Source organism: Phenylobacterium sp. 58.2.17 (assembly GCF_026411515.1).
In the GTDB taxonomy this organism is placed as follows: domain Bacteria; phylum Pseudomonadota; class Alphaproteobacteria; order Caulobacterales; family Caulobacteraceae; genus Phenylobacterium.
Window position 1 is genome coordinate 16091 of the sequence record NZ_JAPMTQ010000011.1, and the last position, 18294, is coordinate 34384.

16 protein-coding genes are annotated in these 18294 nt (G+C 70.5%); 11 read left to right on the forward strand and 5 right to left on the reverse strand.

Annotated elements, in window-relative coordinates:
- Nucleotides 1-29 precede the first annotated feature (29 nt).
- Nucleotides 30-422 (reverse strand): acyl dehydratase, encoded by a 393-nt coding sequence (locus OUA97_RS09720; RefSeq protein ID WP_267231696.1) that lies wholly within the window; start codon nt 420-422, stop codon nt 30-32.
- A 103-nt stretch (nt 423-525) separates the two neighbouring features.
- Here OUA97_RS09720 and OUA97_RS09725 point away from each other — a divergent pair, with 103 nt between their 5' ends.
- The 10 genes from OUA97_RS09725 (at nt 526) to hisG (ending at nt 11037) form a co-directional block, all read left to right on the forward strand.
- The gene (locus OUA97_RS09725; protein ID WP_267231697.1) at nt 526-816 is read left to right on the forward strand and encodes a hypothetical protein; all 291 of its coding nucleotides are present in this window, start codon (nt 526-528) and stop codon (nt 814-816) included.
- A gap of 81 nt (nt 817-897) precedes the next feature.
- A complete protein-coding gene (locus tag OUA97_RS09730) occupies nt 898-3027 on the forward strand; it encodes a protein-disulfide reductase DsbD family protein (protein ID WP_267231698.1) in 2130 nt (709 codons plus the stop codon).
- Nucleotides 3028-3140: 113 nt separating this feature from the next.
- Entirely contained in the window at nt 3141-4757 is a 1617-nt protein-coding gene (pgi, locus tag OUA97_RS09735) for a glucose-6-phosphate isomerase (protein WP_267231699.1), read from the forward strand.
- 47 nt (nt 4758-4804) lie between these two features.
- Entirely contained in the window at nt 4805-5659 is an 855-nt protein-coding gene (locus tag OUA97_RS09740) for an SDR family NAD(P)-dependent oxidoreductase (RefSeq protein WP_267231700.1), read from the forward strand.
- 86 nt (nt 5660-5745) lie between these two features.
- Nucleotides 5746-6096 (forward strand): ArsR/SmtB family transcription factor, encoded by a 351-nt coding sequence (locus tag OUA97_RS09745; RefSeq protein WP_267231701.1) that lies wholly within the window; start codon nt 5746-5748, stop codon nt 6094-6096.
- Nucleotides 6080-6553 (forward strand): SRPBCC family protein, encoded by a 474-nt coding sequence (locus OUA97_RS09750; protein ID WP_267231702.1) that lies wholly within the window; start codon nt 6080-6082, stop codon nt 6551-6553. Before OUA97_RS09745 ends, OUA97_RS09750 begins: the two co-directional genes overlap by 17 nt.
- Nucleotides 6550-7200 (forward strand): glutathione S-transferase family protein, encoded by a 651-nt coding sequence (locus tag OUA97_RS09755; RefSeq protein WP_267231703.1) that lies wholly within the window; start codon nt 6550-6552, stop codon nt 7198-7200. The genes OUA97_RS09750 and OUA97_RS09755 overlap by 4 nt, the downstream gene beginning before the upstream one ends.
- A 290-nt stretch (nt 7201-7490) precedes the next feature.
- Nucleotides 7491-8960 carry a histidine--tRNA ligase gene (gene hisS / locus OUA97_RS09760; protein ID WP_267231704.1) on the forward strand — a complete coding sequence of 490 codons (1470 nt, stop codon included), beginning with the start codon at nt 7491-7493 and terminating at the stop codon, nt 8958-8960.
- Nucleotides 8957-10090, forward strand: coding sequence for an ATP phosphoribosyltransferase regulatory subunit (locus tag OUA97_RS09765; RefSeq protein ID WP_267231705.1), 1134 nt, complete (start codon nt 8957-8959; stop codon nt 10088-10090). Before hisS ends, OUA97_RS09765 begins: the two co-directional genes overlap by 4 nt.
- On the forward strand, nt 10087-11037 hold the full coding sequence (gene hisG / locus OUA97_RS09770) for an ATP phosphoribosyltransferase (protein ID WP_267231706.1): 951 nt from the start codon (nt 10087-10089) through the stop codon (nt 11035-11037). The genes OUA97_RS09765 and hisG overlap by 4 nt, the downstream gene beginning before the upstream one ends.
- A gap of 358 nt (nt 11038-11395) precedes the next feature.
- Here hisG and OUA97_RS09775 read toward each other — a convergent pair whose 3' ends face one another.
- The 4 genes from OUA97_RS09775 to OUA97_RS09790 form a co-directional block, all read right to left on the reverse strand.
- Nucleotides 11396-13441: a M13 family metallopeptidase gene (locus OUA97_RS09775; RefSeq protein WP_267231707.1), complete on the reverse strand. Its 2046-nt coding sequence runs from the start codon at nt 13439-13441 to the stop codon at nt 11396-11398.
- A gap of 89 nt (nt 13442-13530) precedes the next feature.
- Entirely contained in the window at nt 13531-15162 is a 1632-nt protein-coding gene (locus tag OUA97_RS09780; RefSeq protein WP_267231708.1) for an AMP-binding protein, read from the reverse strand.
- 101 nt (nt 15163-15263) lie between these two features.
- Complete coding sequence (locus OUA97_RS09785) at nt 15264-15761, reverse strand: copper chaperone PCu(A)C (RefSeq protein WP_267231709.1); 498 nt, start codon at nt 15759-15761, stop codon at nt 15264-15266.
- Between the two features lie 74 nt (nt 15762-15835).
- Nucleotides 15836-16144 carry a hypothetical protein gene (locus OUA97_RS09790; RefSeq protein ID WP_267231710.1) on the reverse strand — a complete coding sequence of 103 codons (309 nt, stop codon included), beginning with the start codon at nt 16142-16144 and terminating at the stop codon, nt 15836-15838.
- Between the two features lie 84 nt (nt 16145-16228).
- On the opposite strand from OUA97_RS09790, the gene OUA97_RS09795 reads away from it, so the two are divergent.
- Complete coding sequence (locus tag OUA97_RS09795; protein WP_267231711.1) at nt 16229-18034, forward strand: cation:proton antiporter; 1806 nt, start codon at nt 16229-16231, stop codon at nt 18032-18034.
- Nucleotides 18035-18294 lie beyond the last annotated feature (260 nt).

The following is an 18294-nucleotide window of genomic DNA, read 5'->3' on the forward strand; positions in this document are numbered from 1 at the left end:
CTTGCGGTCCGCCGTTTTCGTTTCGGGATCTAGCGCGCGAAGACGCTGCGGGTCAGGCAGGAGAAGACCAGCCGGCCGGCCTCGTCGAGCAGGTCGTGCTGGGCGATGACGATGCCCTTGCCGTCGCCGACCGGGTCCTTGCCCATCACCGTCATCCGGCCGCGCAGCAGTTCGCCGGCCGGCGGGTTGCGGGCCCAGCGCAGGGCGTCGACGCCCAGGCGCTTGGTCTGCGGCCACTCCAGGGCCGAGGCGGCGTCGAGCCGGCACCACAGCGCATAGACCATGGCGTCGGGCGCGCCCCGCTCCGTGGGCCAACCTGGCGCGAAGGCGGCGATGAAGGCCTCGAGCGCGGCGGGCTCGACCGGGATCTCTCCCAACGAAACCACCTGACCCATTTCGATGTCATCGAACGACGCGGGCACGGTACGCACTCCAGTTTCGGAAAAACGCTGATTCGCCGATCATCGCGCCTGACGGTGACAAGTCGAGCTTTTGTGAGCGGGCGCGGCGGCCTATGAGGCGGTGATGTCGAGCGGGTGGCTGATCGGAGTGATGATCGAACTGGCGGGGGAACCGGCGCCCGTGCGCCACTTCTTCGCAGTCGGACACGAGGATCGCAACAAGGCCGAGTGGACAGCCATCGACCGCGCCATGCTGATCGGCGGCGTTGCGGCCAGCCCGGTCAAGGGGCTGGAGCCGGTGCACGTCATCGGTCCGCTGGCTCCGCGCACGGTGAAGACGCTGGCGCTGAAGCCCGGCGAGGTGCGGCCGCTCGGCTGGAAATGGCCGCGCCGCTGGCTGGCCTTGGCCGAGTAGGGTCGGTCGCGACGTCAGCGTCGCTTTGCGCGGGCGCGCCGGCGGGCCATATAGCGGGTCGTACCTGAACGGGATGACCGGATGACGCGCCTTCTTGCGAAGCTCCTGGCGGCTTTCGCCCTCGTCTGGGCGCTTCCTGCGGCCGCCCAGCCGGTGGATACCGGCCACCTGGTCGCCGAACTGGTGGCCCGCGACCAGTCGATCGCGCCGGGCGCGACCACCTACGTCGCCCTGCGCCAGAAGATCGACAAGGGCTGGCACACCTACTGGCGCAATTCCGGCGACAGCGGCGAGGCGACGCGCATCGCCTGGACCCTGCCCGGCGGCTGGACCGCCGGCGAGATCGTCTGGCCGGCGCCCACGCGCCAGCCGACCGGGCCGCTGATGAACTACGGCTACAAGGACGAGGTGCTGCTGCCGGTGGCGATCACCGCGCCCGCCAGCGCCAAGCCGGGCGAGATCGTGAACCTCAAAGCCCATGCCACCTTCCTGGTGTGCGAGGAGATCTGCGTCCCTGAAGAGGCTGAACTGACCCTGGCGCTGCCGGTCGCCGAGGGCCTGGCCGAGCCGAATCCCGAATGGAGCGGCCCGATCGCCAAGACGCTGGCCAATGCGCCAGCGCCGGCGGGGCTCAACGCCGTCTTCTCCAAGCAGGGCCCGGCGCTGGCCCTGGCGGTCACCGGCGAGGCGCTCAAGGGCGCCGACCTCTCAGAGGCCTACTTCTTCCCCTTCGACTCCACGGTGATCGACCACGCCAAGCCGCAGGCGATCGAGGCCGGCCCGGACGGACTGACCCTGACGCTGACCCCCGGCTACGCCTTCCAGCAGCCGCAGGCCCCAACCGCGATGGCCGGGGTGCTGACGCTCGGCGACAGGGCCTATGAGATCGCGGCCAGCGAGGGGGCGTTGCCGGCCGGCGCCTCCGGCCTCGGCCCGCCGGCCCGGGCGAGCGGCGGCGCGTCCGGCGCGCTCGGCCTCCCGATGGCGGCGGCTTTCGCCTTCCTCGGCGGTCTGATCCTCAACCTGATGCCTTGCGTGTTCCCGATCCTGGCGATGAAGGCCGCCTCCCTCGCCGGCCATGCGCATGAGCGTAGAGCCGCCCGGGCGCAGGGCCTGGCCTTCCTGGTCGGGGTGCTGGCTACCTTCCTGGCCCTCGCCCTGTTGCTGATCGCGGTGCGGGCCGGCGGCGCGGCGGTGGGCTGGGGCTTCCAGCTGCAGTCGCCGCCGGTGGTCGCGGGCCTCGCCCTGCTGATGCTGGCCGTGGCCCTGAACCTGTCGGGCGTGTTCGAGGTCGGGTCTTCGCTGCAGGGCGTCGGCACGGGCCTGGCCGGCAAGCGCGGCCTGGTCGGGGCCTTCTTCACCGGCGCCCTGGCCGTGGTCGTCGCCGCCCCCTGCACCGCGCCGTTCATGGCCCCCGCGCTCGGCTGGGCCCTGACCCAGAGCGCGCCCGCCGCCCTGGCCGTGTTCCTGGCGCTCGGCCTCGGCTTCGCCGCGCCGTTCGCGCTGGCCGCGTTCGTGCCGGGCCTGCTGTCGCGCCTGCCCAAGCCGGGGCCGTGGATGGACGGGTTCAAGAAGCTGCTGGCCTTCCCGATGTACGGGGCCGCCGCCTGGCTGGTCTGGGTGCTGACCCTGCAGGCCGGCGACACCGCCCTGGCGCGGATCTTCATGGCCGCGATCGTGCTGGCCCTCGGCGCCTGGCTGCTCGGCGTGGCCCAGCGCCGCCGCGCCAGCGGCGCCACGGTGATCGCGCCGTTGGCCGTGGGCGGGGTGCTGGCCCTGGTCGCCGCTGCCGCCGCGGTCTGGCCGAACTATGGCGAGCCGGCCGCCGCCGAAGCCGCCTCGGGCGGCGGCAAGGCGAACGTGCCCTACGAGGCCTATTCCCCCGAGAAGCTCGCCGCGGCCCGGGCCGCCGGCAAGCCGGTGTTCGTGAACTTCACCGCCGCCTGGTGCGTCACCTGCCAGGTCAACGAACGCGTCGCCCTAACCAGCCAGGCGGTCGCCGACGCCTTCCAGCAGACCGGCGCGGTCTATTTGAAGGCCGACTGGACGCGGAAGGACGCGGTGATCGAGGCCGAGCTCGCCAGGCACGGGCGGGCGGGGGTTCCGCTCTACCTCGTCTATGGCGCCCAGGGCGGCGAGGGGGTTATCCTGCCGCAGATCCTCACCGAAGGCCTTGTCGTCCGGGCTTTGCAGGACGCGCAAGGCCGCTGACCCGCGGGGCAGGCGCCGGACGCTCCGGCAAGGCGGGCGCCATTTGCTAACGGCGATACCCTAAACGCCCCGCGACCGTCTCAAACAGGCCCTTGCACCAAGTAGGATTGAGCATGACCGACCTCGCCGCCGCCTGGACCCAGTTGGAAGCCGCCGCCCAGGCCGCCCGCGAGCGTCGCATCGCCGACCTGTTCAAGGCCGAGCCGGATCGGCTGGACCGGCTTAGCGTCGAGGCGCCCGAGCTGCTGCTCGACCTTTCCAAGCAGCCCTGGTCGCTGGCCGAGGCGAAGATCGCTCTGACGCTGGCGCGGGCCGGCGGGATCGAGGCCGCGCGCGAGCGCCAGTTCGCCGGCGAGGCGGTCAACCCCTCCGAGGACCGCGCCGCCCTGCACATGGCCCTGCGCGCGCCCAAAGGGGCGGACTTCCGGGCCAAGGGCCAGCCGGTCTCGGCCGAGGTCGACGCCACCCGCGAGGGCATGGCCGCCCTCGCCGCCGCCGTCCGCTCGGGCGAAAAGCGCGGCGCGACCGGCCAGGCCTTCAAAGCCATCGTCCACATCGGCATCGGCGGCTCGGACTTCGGTCCGCGGCTGGTCTGGGAGGCGCTGCGTCCCCTCAGCCCGCAGATCGAGCTGCGCTTCGCCGCCAATGTCGATCCGGCCGACATGGCCCTGGCGCTCGACGGGCTCGACCCGGCCAGCACCCTGGTCGTCGTGGTCTCCAAGACCTTCACCACCCAGGAGACCATCGCCAACGCGCTGGTGGCCCGCGCCTGGCTGCGGGCCGCCTTGGGCCAGGCGGGCGACGCGCACCTGCTGGCGGTCTCGGCCGCGCCGGGCGTCGCCCAGGCCTTCGGCGTGCCGGCCGACCAGATTTTCGGGTTCCGCGACTGGGTCGGCGGCCGCTACTCGGTGTGGTCGGCGGTCGGCCTGTCCTGCGTAATCGCGCTGGGCGCCGAGGCGTTCGAGGCGTTCCTGGCCGGCGGCCGGGCGATGGACGAGCATTTCCGCGCCGCGCCGCTGGAGGCCAACGCCCCGGTGCTGCTGGCGCTCGCCCACATCTTCAACCGCGACGGCCTGGGACGGCCGATCCGGGCGGTGGTGCCCTACGCCCAGCGCCTGCGGCTGCTGCCCAACTTCCTCCAGCAGCTGGAGATGGAATCCAACGGCAAGCAGGTCGACGTCCATGGCCGCCCGGTCGCCCGCGCCACCGCCGCGGCGGTGTTCGGCGACGCCGGCACCAACGTCCAGCACGCCTTCTTCCAATTGATGCACCAGGGGACCGACATCATCCCGCTGGACATCATCGCCGTCGCCGAAGCGGCCGAGGGCGAGCCTTCCAACCAGACCAAGCTGCTGGCCAACGCCATCGCCCAGGCCGAAGCCTTGATGGTCGGCAAGCCGGAAAGCGAAGTCCGCGCCGAGCTGACGGGCCAGGGGATGGACGCGGCCGCCATCGACGTGCTGGCGCCGCAGAAGACCTTCCATGGCGACCGCCCGTCCAGCTTCATCCTGCTGCAGCGCCTGACGCCCGGGGCGCTCGGCGCGCTGATCGCGCTCTACGAGCACAAGACCTTCGTCGAGGGCGTGCTCTGGGAGATCAACAGCTTCGACCAGTGGGGCGTGGAGCTGGGCAAGACGCTCGCCACGCGGATCCTCGGCGAACTGGAGGGCGGGCCGCGCGGGGCGCATGATCCGTCTACCGAGCGACTGGTGAGCCGGCTCAAGGCCTGAGTCTGAGCCGGGCCGAGGCAGAACAAGAAAAGAGGGGAGAGGCCCATATGCGTGACCTGAACGGAAAGACCGCCTTCATCACCGGCGGGGCCAGCGGCCTTGGCCTGGCCATGGCTCACGCCTTCGGCGGCGCGGGCATGAACGTCATGCTGGCCGACATCGAGGAGGCGCCGCTGGCGGCCGCCGTCGCCGAGCTGGAGGCGCGTCAGGTCCGCACCGCCAGCGTGCTGTGCGATGTCGGCGACCGCGCCGCGGTGGTCGCCGCGGCCCAGGCGACGGTCGAGGCCTTCGGCAAGGTGCACCTGGTCTGCAACAACGCCGGCGTCGGCGCGGGCGGCCCGATCGGCGAGGTGAAGCCTGCCGACTGGGACTGGATCGTCGCGGTCAACCTGATGGGCGTGGTCTATGGGATGGAGGCCTTCCTGCCGCACGTCCGCGCGCACGGCGAGGGCGGCTGCTTCGTCAACACCGCTTCGATGGCCGGGATGATCTCGGTGCCGGGCATGGAGCCCTACACCGCCACCAAGTACGCCGTGGTCGGCATGTCCGAGGGCTGGGCCGGGCAGCTGGCGCCCGAGAACATCAATGTCGCCGTGCTCTGCCCCGGCTTCGTGAAGACCAAGATCAACAAGTCGGGCCGCACCCGCCAGGCCAAGTACGGCGGTCCGACCGAGCCGGTCGCCAGCCCCGGCGGCTCGCCCGTCGACAGTGGCATCGAGCCGGACCGCGTCGGCCGGCGGGTGCTGGAGGCGGTCCAGGCAGGCGAGCGCTACATCTTCACCCATCCGGACATGCGCGGCCTGGTCCAGGGCCGCTTCGGCCGGATCATGGCCGGCTTCGACGCCGCCGACGCCAGCCCGGCGCTCGAGGGCATGGAGTACGTCACCCCCGCCCTGGGTTGACCGCAACGCCGGCCGCTTGCGCCGCCGAAAACGCGCCCCTTGCATTTAACAGATAAGTTAATTAACTTATCTGTTAAATAAAGACGATGTCCGACCCGCTCAGCACCACCTTCCAGGCCCTGGCCGATCCGACCCGGCGCGCGATCCTGGCGCGCCTCGCCCTGGGCGAGGCCTCCGTCAGTGATCTCGCCCAACCGTTCGAGATCAGCCTGCCCGCCGTCTCCCGCCATCTGAAGGTGCTCGAACAGGCCGGCCTCGTCTCGCGGACGCGCGAAGCCCAATGGCGGCCCTGTCAGTTGAATGCGGGACCGCTCAAGGACGCCGCCGGCTGGATCGAGCACTACCGCCGGTTTTGGGACGGCAGCTTCGAACGGATGGACGCCTATCTCGCCGAGCTCCAGGCCAAGGAGGCCAAGGACCATGACCCCAGCGACTGACACCGCCGTCCTGCAGGACGACGAACTGCTGATCGAGCGCATCTTCGACGCGCCGCCCGACCTGGTCTTCAGGGTCTGGACCAGCCCCGAGCACCTGATGCGCTGGTGGGGGCCCAAGGACTTCGTCACGGTCGTGTTCGACCAGGACTTCCGGGTCGGCGGCGCCTATCGCGCCTGCATCCGCGACGCCTCCGGCGGCGACCACTGGATGACCGGAACCTATCGCGAGATCGTCGACGGCCAGAAGATCGTCATGAGCTTCCGTTGGGAAGACGGCGCCTGGGGCGTCGACAACACCGTCACCGTCATGTTCGCCGCCCTGGCCGGCGGCCGCACCCTGTTCCGTTTCCACCAGGCCCCGTTCGCCAGCCTCGAGGCGCGCGACTCCCACACCCAGGGCTGGAGCTCGCTGGTCGACAAGCTGGCCGTCTATCTCGACACGGAGGATGCACGATGATCGAGGTTTCCGCCTTCAAGTGGGTTCCGCCCTTCGCCCGCGGCCTGGTCCGCGACCTGCGCGTCCGCTGGGCGCTGGAGGAGGCGGGCCTGCCCTATCGCGCGCGGCTGATCGACTTCGACGACCGCGAGACCGCCGCCTACCGCGCCCTGCAGCCGTTCGGCCAGGTCCCGGCCTATCGCGACGGCGAGCTGGCGATGTTCGAGAGCGGGGCCATCGTCCTGCACATCGCCGCCGGCGCCCCGGCCCTGATGCCGCCTGACCGGGACGGTCGGGCCCGGGCGACCGCCTGGCTGTTCGCGGCGCTCAATTCCATCGAGCCGCCGATCCAGAACCTGGCCGAGCTCGACCTCTTCAACGCCGACCAGGAGTGGGCGCGTCTGCGCCGGCCGGGCCTAGTCGCCTTCGTCGAGCAGCGGCTCGGCGAACTGGCCGCCAGTCTCGGCGACAGGGACTATCTGGAGGAAGACGGCTTCACGGCCGGCGACCTGATGATGGTCACGGTGCTGCGCAACCTGCGTCACACTGACCTGATGGCCAAGTTCCCGACCCTGGCCGCCTATCAGGCCCGCTGCGAGGCCAGGCCGGCTTTCCAGAAGGCGCTGGCTGCCCAGCTGGGCGACTTCGTCGAGCTTGAGCCGGCCTGAGCTGTCCGGACTCGCCATCTTCACGCTTTGCGTCTAAGACCCGGGTCGCAATGACCCGGGTTTCGTACCATCACGGCCATCACCATCCGACCGCACACGCGGGATCGGCCTGGGATCGCATGGCCTAAAAGCGACCCCGCCCGAGCCACCCGCACCAGCGGATGGGGCTCCGGGCGATCCAGCTCCATCCGTCGAAGTTCTCCTTTTCAAGGACCTGACGAATGGACATCTCCGCTTCTCAAACCCAGCCGCGCCTTGCCGCGCGCGCTGCGACCCGCTAGGCGAGCGCCATGACCGACGCTCCCCGCCCCGAGGCCCGCGCCCCGCGCGGTTTCAACGACCGCCGCGCCCGCGACCTGGCCGCCGAGCGCCAGATCCTGGCCAAGGTCTCCGCCGTCTATGAACGCTACGGTTTCGAGGCCTTCGACACCGGAGCCTTCGAGTACGCCGACGCCCTGGGCAAGTTCCTGCCCGACGCCGACCGTCCGAACGAGGGCGTCTTCGCCCTGCAGGACGACGACGACCAGTGGATGGCCCTGCGCTACGACCTGACCGCGCCGCTGGCGCGGTTCGTGGCCGAGACCAAGGAAGGGCTGCCCAAGCCGTTCCGCCGCTACGCCTTCGGCCCGGTCTGGCGCAACGAGAAGCCCGGTCCCGGCCGCTTCCGCGAATTCATCCAGTGCGACGCCGACACCGTCGGCTCGGCCCGGCCCGAAGCCGACGCCGAGATCATCGCCATGGCGGTCGAGGGGCTGGAAGCCGCTGGCCTGCCGAGCGGCTCGGCGATCATCAAGATCAACAACCGCAAGCTCCTGAACGGCCTGCTGACCACGGCCGGCGTCAAGGACGACGCCCAGAAGCTGGCGGTGCTGCGCGCCGTCGACAAGCTGGACCGCCTGGGTCCGGACGGCGTGCGCCTGCTGCTGGGCGAGGGCCGCAAGGACGAGTCCGGCGACTTCACCAAGGGCGCGGGCCTCGACGCGGCCGGCGCCGAGGCGGTGCTGGCCTTCGTCGGCGCGGGCTTGAGCGGCCGTTCCGAAACCCTCGACCAGATCGCGGGCATCATCGGCGGCTCGGCCGAGGGCGACGCAGGCCTGGCCGAACTGGCGGCGATCGACAAGGCCCTGACCAGCCTCGGGGTCGGCGTCGAGCGGGCCGCCTTCGACCCCTCGATCGTGCGGGGGCTCGAGTACTACACCGGGGCGGTGTTCGAGGCCGAGCTGTTGCTCAAGACCAAGGACGAGAAAGGCCGCGGCGTCCGCTTCGGCTCGATCGGCGGCGGCGGCCGCTATGACGACCTCGTCGCCCGCTTCACCGGCGAGCAGGTGCCGGCCACCGGCTTCTCGTTCGGCGTCTCACGTCTGGTCTCGGCCCTCCGCGCGGCCGGCAAGGACCTCGGCGACGACATCCGCGGCCCGGTGGTGGTGATCGCCTTCACCCCGGACGACATGACGCACTACTTCTCGGTGGTCGGCGAACTGCGCGCCGCCGGCATTCCGGCCGAGGTCTATCTCGGCTCGGCCGGCATGAAGGCCCAGATGAAGTACGCCGACCGCCGCATGGCGCCGGCCGCGATCATGCTGGGCGGCGACGAGATCGCCGCCGGCAAGGTCACCATCAAGGACCTCGACCTCGGCCGCGCGCTCTCCTCGGGCGTGGCCGACAACGCCGAGTGGCGCGAACAGCGTCCGGGCCAGCAGACCATCGACCGCGCCGAGCTGGTCGCGGCCGTGGGCAAGATCATCGAGGCCGGCCGATGAGCGCCGAACCCGCCGTTCCCGCCGAGCCGCTGGCCGCCATCCGCGCGCCGTTCCTGGACCAGGCGGCCGAGGTCGTCGACGCCCCGATCCTGCAGCCGCTCGGCCTGCTGCTGGAGCTGGCCGGCGAGGCCATGCGCCCGCGGCTGTTCGTCGTGCAGTCGGAAGGCGGGCAGGAGACCTGCCTGCGCCCCGACTTCACCGTCCCGGTGGTGCGCCAGCACCTCGAAAGCGGCCGTTCCTCCGGCCGCTATTTTTATGAGGGCAAGGCCTTCCGCGCCTCGCCCGAGCCGGGCCGTCCCGACGAGTTCCGCCAGATCGGCCTGGAGAGCTTTGACGGAGCCGAAGCCTCGGTGGCGCAAGCCGACGCCCAGATCGCCGCCCTGGCCTGGCGCTCGGCCGTGGCCGGCGGACGCGGCGACCTTTCCCTGTGGCTCGGCGACATCGCGCTCTTCGCCGCCTTCGTCGACACCCTGGGGCTCGCCGCCCCGCTGGCCGCGCGGGTCAAGCGGGTCGCCGCGCGCCCGCGGCTGCTGGCCGCCGAGTTGGCCCGCGCCGAAGGCGTGGCCGCCGCGCCGAGCGACGACGGCAAGCTCGCCGGCCTGCTCTCGGGCCTGTCGGAGGCCGAGGCCGCCACTGTGCTGGAAGAGGTCTGGGCCCTGGCCGGGATCGACCCGGTCGGCGGCCGTGGCCCGGCCGAGATCGCCCAGCGGCTGATCCGCCGCGCCCAGGCGGCCCAGGCCCCGGCCCTGACCGGCGATCAGGCCGACCGCATCCGCCGCTTCCTGGCCATCGAGGATGCGCCGCAGGCGGCCTTCGACGCGATGCGGGCGGTGGCCGGCGCCGGGGCGCTGGACGTCCCGCTGGCGGCCTGGGCCGAGCGCCTGGAACTGCTGACCGCGGCCGGCGTGCCGGCGGCGAAGATGCGCTTTGCGACCGCCCTGGGTCACGCCTTTGACTACTATGACGGCCTGACCTTCGAGGTCCGCTCGGCCGCGCTCGATCCCGAGCGCAGCGTCGCGGTCGGCGGGCGCTATGACAGCCTGCCCTCGCGGCTGGGCGGAGCGAGCGGCGCGCGCGCCGTCGGATGCGTGGTCCGGCCCTGGCGGGCCTGGGCGGGAGGCGAGTCGTGAGCGAACCCCTTATTCTCGCCGTCCCGTCGAAGGGGCGCCTGAAGGAGCAGGTCGAGGCCTGGCTCGGCGACTGCGGCCTGAAGCTGTCCGTGGCCGGCGGATCGCGCGGCTACATGGCTGAGCTCAAGGGCGTGCCCGGCATCCAGGTGCGGCTGCTGTCGGCCGGCGATATCGCCGAGGCGCTGGACCTTGGCGAGGTGCACCTCGGCGTCACCGGCGAGGACCTGCTGCGCGAACGCGGCGGCGACGTCGACGCCCGGGTGCTGCTGTTGCGCGCGCTCGGCTTCGGCCGCGCCGACCTCGTCGTCGCCGTGCCCAAGAGCTGGATCGACGTCGAGACCATGGCCGACCTCGAGGAGGTGGGCCACGACCTGCTGGCCCGCTCGGGCCGGCGCATGCGGGTGGCGACCAAGTATCTGGTCCAGACCCGGGCGTTTTTCGCACGGCATGGGGTCGCCGACTACCGGATCACCGAATCCGGGGGCGCGACCGAGGGAGCGCCGGCGGCCGGCTCGGCTGAGCTGGTGGTCGATATCACCACCACCGGCGCGACCCTGGTCGCCAACGGCCTGAAGGTGCTCGGCGACGGGGTGATCCTGAAGAGCCAGGCCCATCTGACGGCCTCGCTGCGTGCATCCTGGAGCCAAGATCAACTTGCGGCGGCCGAGCGGTTGCTGCGGGTCATCGAGGCGCGCGCCGCCGCCCACGACAGCGCCACCCTGATCTGGCCGGCCGATCCGCGCGAGACGCCGGTCGTCGACGCCCTGGTGGCGGACGGCGCGACCCGCCGTCCCAACGGGTTGCTGGTGCCGGCCGGCAAGGTGGCCGAGGCGTCCTTGACGCTGGCGGCCGCCGGAATCGGGCCGGTGACTGCTTCGCGGCCGGACTTCGTCTATGACGTGGGTTGTGTGTCGAGCGATGAACTACGCAGGCGAGTGAGGAATTGACGATACCGTCAAAAAGAATCCCCAAAACGGGCGAAAATATCCCGCTCGCGCAAATCTGATCGATAAATCCAGAGTTCATCGATTTCGGCGCATTGACTCGGGTCAGAAATTACCGTTTTCTCAGTCCTGCGAGAGACATGACGGCCACCAAGTCCGACAGTCTCCGGCGTTTCGGGGAGGAAACGCCCGCTCTATAAGAGCGACTGCTCAAAATATGGCCCGCTGCGATTATCCCCCGCAGCGGGCCAAATTTTTGGCCGACGAAAATTTTGACCAAAATGTCAAAAACATCGAAACCCAAAGAAAAGGCGGCGACCCCGGGCTGGGGCGCCGCCCTTCTCGCGACCTCAGCCGCGCCCTACCAGATCCGCACCCGGTCGCCTGGGGCCAGGTACATGCCGTCGCCCGGCTTGACGCCGAACGCCTCGTAGAAGGCGTCGATGTTCTTGACCGGCACGTCGACGCGGTACTGGGGCGGCGAGTGCGGGTCCGAGACCAGCTGCTGGCGCATCATGTCCTCGCGGTACTTGCCGCGCCACACCTGGGCCCAGCCCAGGAACACCCGCTGGTCGCCGGTGACGCCCTCGATGACCGGCGAGGGCTGGCCGTTCAGCGACAGGCGATAGGCGTCCAGCGCCACCAGCAGGCCGCCCAGGTCGGCGATGTTCTCGCCCATGGTCAGGTCGCCGTTGATGCGCGCGCCCGGCAGCACCTCGACTGCCGAATACTGCGCGCCGAACTTCTTGGCCTGGGCGTCGAACTTGGCCGCGTCCTCGGCCGTCCACCAGTCGGTCAGCTTGCCGTCGCCGTCGGACTTGCGGCCCTGGTCGTCGAAACCGTGGGTGATCTCGTGGCCGATCACCCCGCCGATGGCGCCGTAGTTCACCGCCGGGTCGCCGTCGGGATCGAAGAACGGCGGCTGCAGGATGGCGGCCGGGAAGGCGATCTCGTTTTTGGTCGACAGGTAGTAGGCGTTGATCGTGGCCGGGGTCATCAGCCACTCGTCCTTGTCGACCGGGCCGCCGAGGCGGGCGACGCGGTAGTCCCAGTCGAAGGCGCTGGCCCGCTTGACGTTGCCGTAGAGGTCGCCGTCCTTGACCTCCAGGCCCGAGAAGTCGCGCCACTTGTCCGGATAGCCGATCTTGGCGCCGAACTTCGACAGCTTCTCCAGGGCCTTGGCCTTGGTGTCCGGGCCCATCCACTCGAGCTTCTCGATCCGGCCCTTCATGGCGATTTTGACGTTGGCGACCAGCGTCTCCATCTTCGCCTTGCTCTCCGGCGGGAAGTAGGCCGCGACATAGAGCTTGCCCAGCGGGTCGCCGAGGTTGTTGTCGGTGGCCGCCACCGCGCGCTTCCAGCGCGGCCGCTGCTCGGGCTGGCCCGACAGGGTCTTGTTGCGGAACTCGAAGCTGGCCTGGACGAAGTCCTTGGACAGGTACGGGGCGGCCTGGTCGACCAGGTGGAACGCCGACCACGCCTTCAGGGTGTCCATCGGCGTGTCGGCGAAGATCTTGGCGATCTTCGGGAACGCGGTGTTCTGGGCGACGACGACGCGGTCGACCGTGTCCAGCTTGGCGCCCTTCAGGTAGGCGGCCCAATCGAAGCCTGGCGCGTACGCCTGCAGATCGGCGACGGTGTAGGGGTTGTAGGTCTTGTCGTCGTCGCGGCTCTCGGCTCGCGTCCAGGACGCCTCGGCGATCTGGGTCTCCAGGGCGACGATGGCGGCGGCGTGCTCGGCCGGTTTGGCCCAGCCGGCCAGGGTCAGCTGCTTGGCGACATAGGCCTGGTAGGCGGCCTTCTGGGTCTTGAAGCGGTCGGCCAGGTAGTAATCGCGGTCGGGCATGCCCAGCCCGCCCTGGTTGACATAGACGGTGTACCGATCGGGCGCCTTGGCGTCGTCGTGGATGTAGCTTCCGAAGAACGCGCCGCCGAACTGGCGCATCGTCGCGCCCATCAGGCCGGCCAGCTCGGCCTTGGTCTTGATCTTGCCGATGGCGGCCAGGTCGCCGGCCAGCGGCTTGGCGCCCAGGGCCTCGACCGCGGCTTCATCCATGTAGCTTCGGTAGAAGGCGCCGACCTGGGCCTCCTCGCCGGTCGCGGCCTTGTTGGCGGCGGCCTTCTCGGTCACCGCGCGCATGCGCTCCTGCGACAGGTCCTGCAGGGCGTCGAAGGCCCCGAAGCGCGAGCGGTCCGACGGAATTTCGAGCTTCTTCAGGTAAGTGCCGTTGGCGTACTCGAAGAAGTCGTGCGACGGGGCCACTGAGGTGTCGCGGCCGGCCATGTCGAAGCCCCAGGGGCCCATTCGCGGCGCCTTGGAGAGGTCGGGCAGGTTGTCCGCCAGCGCCGGGGCCGACACGCAGAGAAGGGCCGCGGCGGAAGCCGCGCCCAGCCAGAGGGTCTTCATCGGTATTTTCGAGCCTTCTGAGGGTCTTACGAAGAGGGCGCGACCGTGGACCGGCCGCGCCCTCTGAAGCACGTTACTTTTTTGTTACGTTAGGCGTCGGTGGACAGGGCGGCGATCGCCTGGGCCTTCAGCGCCTTGTAGTCCAGCTTCCCGTTGGGGGCGCGGGCCACCGGGGCCAGCACCAGCTCGCGCGGGGCCTTGTAGTCGGCCAGCAGGCCCTTCACGTGCGCCGACAGCTCGGCCAGGGTCGGCAGGTTGTCGCCGCCGAAGTCCACGATCGCGCCGATACGCTCGCCGAAGCGCGGGTCGGGCAGCCCGACCACGGCCGCGTCGCGCACGCCCGGGAAACGCTTCAGGGCTTCTTCGACCTCTTCGGGGAAGACCTTCTCGCCGCCGGTGTTGATCACCTGCGAGCCGCGACCCAGCAGGGTGATCGAGCCGTCGGCCTCGACGGTCGCCCAGTCGCCCGGCACGCTCCAGCGGCGACCTTCGAAGGTGCGGAAGGTCTTGGCCGACTTTTCCTCATCCTTGTAGTAGCCGATCGGCGTGTGGCCGCCGACCGCGACCAGGCCGCGGACGCCCGAGCCGGCCTCGACCCGCACGCCGTCCTCGGTGAACACCGCCGCGTTGGGGCCGGTCACGAACTTGGCGGTGCTGGTCGCCTGGCCCGCGCCCGAGGTCGAGGACGCCAGGCCCAGGGCCTCGGACGAGCCGAGGCTGTCCATCAGCATCACGTTCGGCAGGTGCTTCAGCAGGCCTTGCTTGTTTTCCAGACCCCACATGGCGCCCGACGAGGCGATGCGCTTCAGCGACGGCATGGTCCAGCGGCCCGGATTGGCGTCCAGGGTCTCCAGCATCGGCGCGGCGAAGGCCGGGCCGACGATGATCAGGCCGGCGGCCTCCAGGCGCTCGACCTCGTCGAACAGCACCGCCGGGTCGAACTTGCGGCCGGTCAGGGTGGCGACCGCACCGCCCGAGATCAGGGTCCCGAACGAGATGAACTGGCCGGTGGCGTGCATCAGCGGGGCGACCGGGATGGTGATGTTCAGCGGCGCGCCCGAAGCGTCGACCGCCTTGGCCCGCTGGCCGGCTTCGGCCACGGTCTCCAACGGCGGCAGGCCGAGCAGCAGGTTGGCCCCGCCGCCCAGCGCCTTGAACAGGTCCTCCTGGCGCCACATCACGCCCTTGGGCATGCCGGTGGTGCCGCCGGTGTACATGATCAGCAGGTCGTCGGCGGTGCGGCCCCAGGGGGCTTCGAAGCGGTCGGCGCCGGCCGCGACGATGGCGTCGTAGTCGGCTGCCCAGTCGGGGACCGGATGGCCGGCTTCCGGCACGGCGATCCAGATCTTCACCTTGGGCAGGCGGCCGCGCACCTTGTCGGCCATCTCGGCGAACGAGGCGTGGAACACCACGGCCTCGGCGTCGGCGTTGTCGAACAGATAGGTCAGTTCGTCGCCGCCGTAGCGATAGTTGGTGTTGAACGGGACGAGGCCGGCCTTGAAGGCGGCGTAGTAGCTCTCGAGGTACTCGGGCCCGTTGTAGAGATAGGCCGCCACCTTCGACTGCTGGGTCAGGCCGGCCTGGACCATGGCCTGGGCCAGGGCGTTGGCGCGGCGGTCGAATTCGCGCCAGCTCAGGCGACGCTCGCCATGGATGAGGGCGGGGCGGTCAGGGGTCGCGTCGGCGACGGACTCCCAGAGGTTGGCGTAATTCCAAACCAAGGACGATCCTCCATTCTTAAAATATGGAGGGCATAGACGACGCGGGGGGCGGCGCTGTCAACGCCGCCCTTGGTCATCGCTGCGCCTTGCCGCGTAACGGCTCAGTGATGGTGGTGCGCATCCGCCGCCGGCGCCTTGCCGCTTGCGGTTCCGGGCGCGGCCGCGGCCACCTGGAACTCGACCTTCAGCTTCGCGCCGCTCTTGAAGACCAGCGTCGCCGGGATCTTGTCGCCGAGTTTGGTCGCCTTGGTCAGGCCCAGGAACATCACGTGATAGCCGCCGGGCGCGAAGGCCACCTGCTTGCCGGCCTGGATGGCGACGCCGGCGTCTTGGCGCTCCATCTTCATCACCCCGCCGGCGGTCGAGGAGCGGTGCACCTCGGTCTTGCGCGCCGCCGGGGTCTCGACCGCGACCAGGGCGTCGGCGCCGGCCCCGCGGTTGACGATGGTCATGAAGCCGCCGCCGTTGCCGTTCGCGGCGGCCGGCCGGCTCCACGGGTCGACCACCTCCAGGGTTCCGAGCCGATAGCTCGCCGCCTGGGCGGCGGTGGACAAGGTCAGGGCCGCAGCGGCGGCGGCGATGATCGCAAGGTGTCGCATGGGGGGCGTCCTCTAGCGTTGGTGGGGTTCGGCCGCAGGCGCGCGGACGGTGCGGTCGGTTTCGGCTCAGACGATCAGGCAGGGCGGGCCTTGGCCGGCGCGACCGCCAGTTCGGGCGTGACGACGGCGGCCAGGGCGGCGGCCAGACAATCGTGGCGGGGCAGTCCGGCGACGCCGCCTTTCCGCTCCTGGCCGTCGGCGCCGATGACCGCCGTCTCGGCGCCGTTCTCGGTGCAGAGCTCGACGCGAGCGGTCGAAAGCGATTCGGCCGCCACGGCGGCGCCCGGCAGCAGCGCCTCGGCGAACAAGGCCAGAAGGGCCGCAAGGCCCCCCAGGCCCCCCAGGCTCGCCCGCGCCGCGCGCTTTTTTCGGCCGAAGTGCATGGGCGGGCGTCTTAAGGTCCGCCCAACGGGTTACGCAAGAGGCGTCGAAACCCCATAGTGGCGCTCATCACAGAAGGAGAGCGCATGGAAGGTCACGTTTCGCCCGGCGAATATAAGGATGTCGTCCTCTTTCTCGCCACCGCCGGCGTGATCGTGCCTTTGTTCCGCCGCTGGCGGATCAGTCCCATCCTCGGCTTCCTCGGCGCGGGGGTCGTCCTTGGCCCTTTCGGCCTGGGCGCCTTTAGCGGCGCCTTTCCCTGGCTCGGCTACTTCACCATCGCCAATCCCGACGAAATCGCCCAGTTGGCCGAGTTCGGGGTGGTCTTCCTGCTGTTCATGATCGGCCTGGAGCTGTCGTGGGAGCGTCTGCGCTTGATGCGGCGCTGGGTGTTCGGCATGGGCGCGCTGCAGGTCAGCCTGTGCCTGGCGGCCATCGCTCTGGCGGCCATGGCCCTCGGGCTGGATGTCGCCCCGGCCGCGGCGATCGGGGCGGCCCTGGCGCTATCCTCGACCGCGGTGGTCATGCAGATCCTGACCGAGCACAAGCGCCAGCACTCGCCCGCTGGGCGGGCCACCTTCTCCGTGCTGCTGTTCCAGGACCTGGCCGTCGCCCCGATCCTGGTGACCCTGGCGATCCTCGGCCGCGGCGGCGGCGAGGATGCGGTGTTCTCGCCGCGCCTGCTGCTGGCCTTCGCGCCGGCCGCGCTCGGGGTGATGATCCTGGTCGCCTTCGGCCGGCTGCTGCTGCGCCCGATGCTCAAGTCGGTGGCCCGCGCCAAGAGCGAGGAACTGTTCATGGCCGCCTGCCTGCTGGTGGTCATCGGCGCAGGTCTGGTCAGCGCGCTGACCGGCCTCTCCATGGCCCTGGGGGCGTTCATCGCCGGCCTGCTGCTGGCCGAGACCGAGTACCGCCATGAGGTCGAGGTCACCATCGAGCCGTTCAAGGGCCTGCTGCTCGGCCTGTTCTTCCTCTCGGTCGGCATCGGGCTCGACCTGTCGCTGCTGGCCGCCAAGCCGTGGGCGATCCTGGGCATGTCGGTCGGCGTCGTGGCGCTCAACGCCACGGTGGTGTTCGGGCTCGGACGGTTGTTCGGCCTGCCCTGGCGCGGGGCGCTGGAGGCCGGCCTGCTGCTCGCCGGGGGCGGGGAGTTCGCCTACGTCATCCTGTCGGCGGCCATGGGCGACGGCATCGTCCCGCGGCCGCTGGGCCAGATGGTGCTGGTCTCCTCGACCATCTCGATGATGTGCATTCCGCTGCTGGCCGCGGCGGGCCTGCGGCTGGGCGGGCGCAAGACCGGCGGCCAGGGGCTGGCGGCCGAGCCGGCGGCTGCGCCCGCCGCCGACGCGGCCGCCGCCGAGACGCCCAAGGTGCTGGTCGTCGGCTACGGCCGGGTCGGCAAGCTGGTCGGCGACATGCTGCACCGGCACGACATCGCCTGGGTGGCGGCCGAGCGCGATCCGAAGCTGGTCGAGGCCGCCCGCCATGCCGGCGAGGCGATCTACTTCGGCGACGCTTCGCGCCAGGAGTTCCTGCGCCGCTGCGGGCTGGAGAGCGCCCCGGCCCTGGTGGTGACCATGGATTCGCCCGAGGGGGTGGAGGCGATCGTCGCCACCGCGCGGGCCATGCGGCCGGACCTGACCATCGTCGCCCGCGCCCGCGACGCGCGCCAGGCCCAGCGGCTCTACGAGCTGGGCGCCACCGACGCCGTGCCCGAGACGGTTGAAGCTAGTTTACAATTGTCGGAGGCGGTTTTGGTTGAGATCGGGGTGCCAATGGGACTAATCATCGCATCGATCCACGAGCGGCGCGATGAGTTCCGAAAGGCGCTCAATCGGCCCGAGGCTCTGGGGGGAAGAGTCCGGCGCTACCGACGCGCGCAAGAAAACTGACGGTCGAGACGGAACTAAGCCGTTGAGGCGACGTTGTCCGCTGGAACCGGAGACGAGATTCGCGTCTTAGGCGAAGGGGGAGTGGCCAGCCAGACATCTGGGTGCTTGCTTGCGGTGTGCGGACATTCGCGCCCCGCGTGGACTGGACGGTCCTGGCGAGTGCGCTCATAGTTCAAGAGAATCAATCGGCTCCAGCCGAGTGGTGCGCGCGCTGCGCAGCGTGGACGCCTTTCGGGGACGTAAGCCGACAACAAGAATTC

Coding starts and splice junctions, on each gene's coding strand:
- OUA97_RS09725 (WP_267231697.1), top strand. CDS start 526: ATGTCGAGCGGGTGGCTGATCGGAGTGATGATCGAACTGGCGGGGGAA.
- OUA97_RS09730 (WP_267231698.1), top strand. CDS start 898: ATGACGCGCCTTCTTGCGAAGCTCCTGGCGGCTTTCGCCCTCGTCTGG.
- pgi (WP_267231699.1), top strand. CDS start 3,141: ATGACCGACCTCGCCGCCGCCTGGACCCAGTTGGAAGCCGCCGCCCAG.
- OUA97_RS09740 (WP_267231700.1), top strand. CDS start 4,805: ATGCGTGACCTGAACGGAAAGACCGCCTTCATCACCGGCGGGGCCAGC.
- OUA97_RS09745 (WP_267231701.1), top strand. CDS start 5,746: ATGTCCGACCCGCTCAGCACCACCTTCCAGGCCCTGGCCGATCCGACC.
- OUA97_RS09750 (WP_267231702.1), top strand. CDS start 6,080: ATGACCCCAGCGACTGACACCGCCGTCCTGCAGGACGACGAACTGCTG.
- OUA97_RS09755 (WP_267231703.1), top strand. CDS start 6,550: ATGATCGAGGTTTCCGCCTTCAAGTGGGTTCCGCCCTTCGCCCGCGGC.
- hisS (WP_267231704.1), top strand. CDS start 7,491: ATGACCGACGCTCCCCGCCCCGAGGCCCGCGCCCCGCGCGGTTTCAAC.
- OUA97_RS09765 (WP_267231705.1), top strand. CDS start 8,957: ATGAGCGCCGAACCCGCCGTTCCCGCCGAGCCGCTGGCCGCCATCCGC.
- OUA97_RS09775 (WP_267231707.1), bottom strand. CDS start 13,441: ATGAAGACCCTCTGGCTGGGCGCGGCTTCCGCCGCGGCCCTTCTCTGC.
- OUA97_RS09785 (WP_267231709.1), bottom strand. CDS start 15,761: ATGCGACACCTTGCGATCATCGCCGCCGCCGCTGCGGCCCTGACCTTG.
- OUA97_RS09790 (WP_267231710.1), bottom strand. CDS start 16,144: ATGCACTTCGGCCGAAAAAAGCGCGCGGCGCGGGCGAGCCTGGGGGGC.
- OUA97_RS09795 (WP_267231711.1), top strand. CDS start 16,229: ATGGAAGGTCACGTTTCGCCCGGCGAATATAAGGATGTCGTCCTCTTT.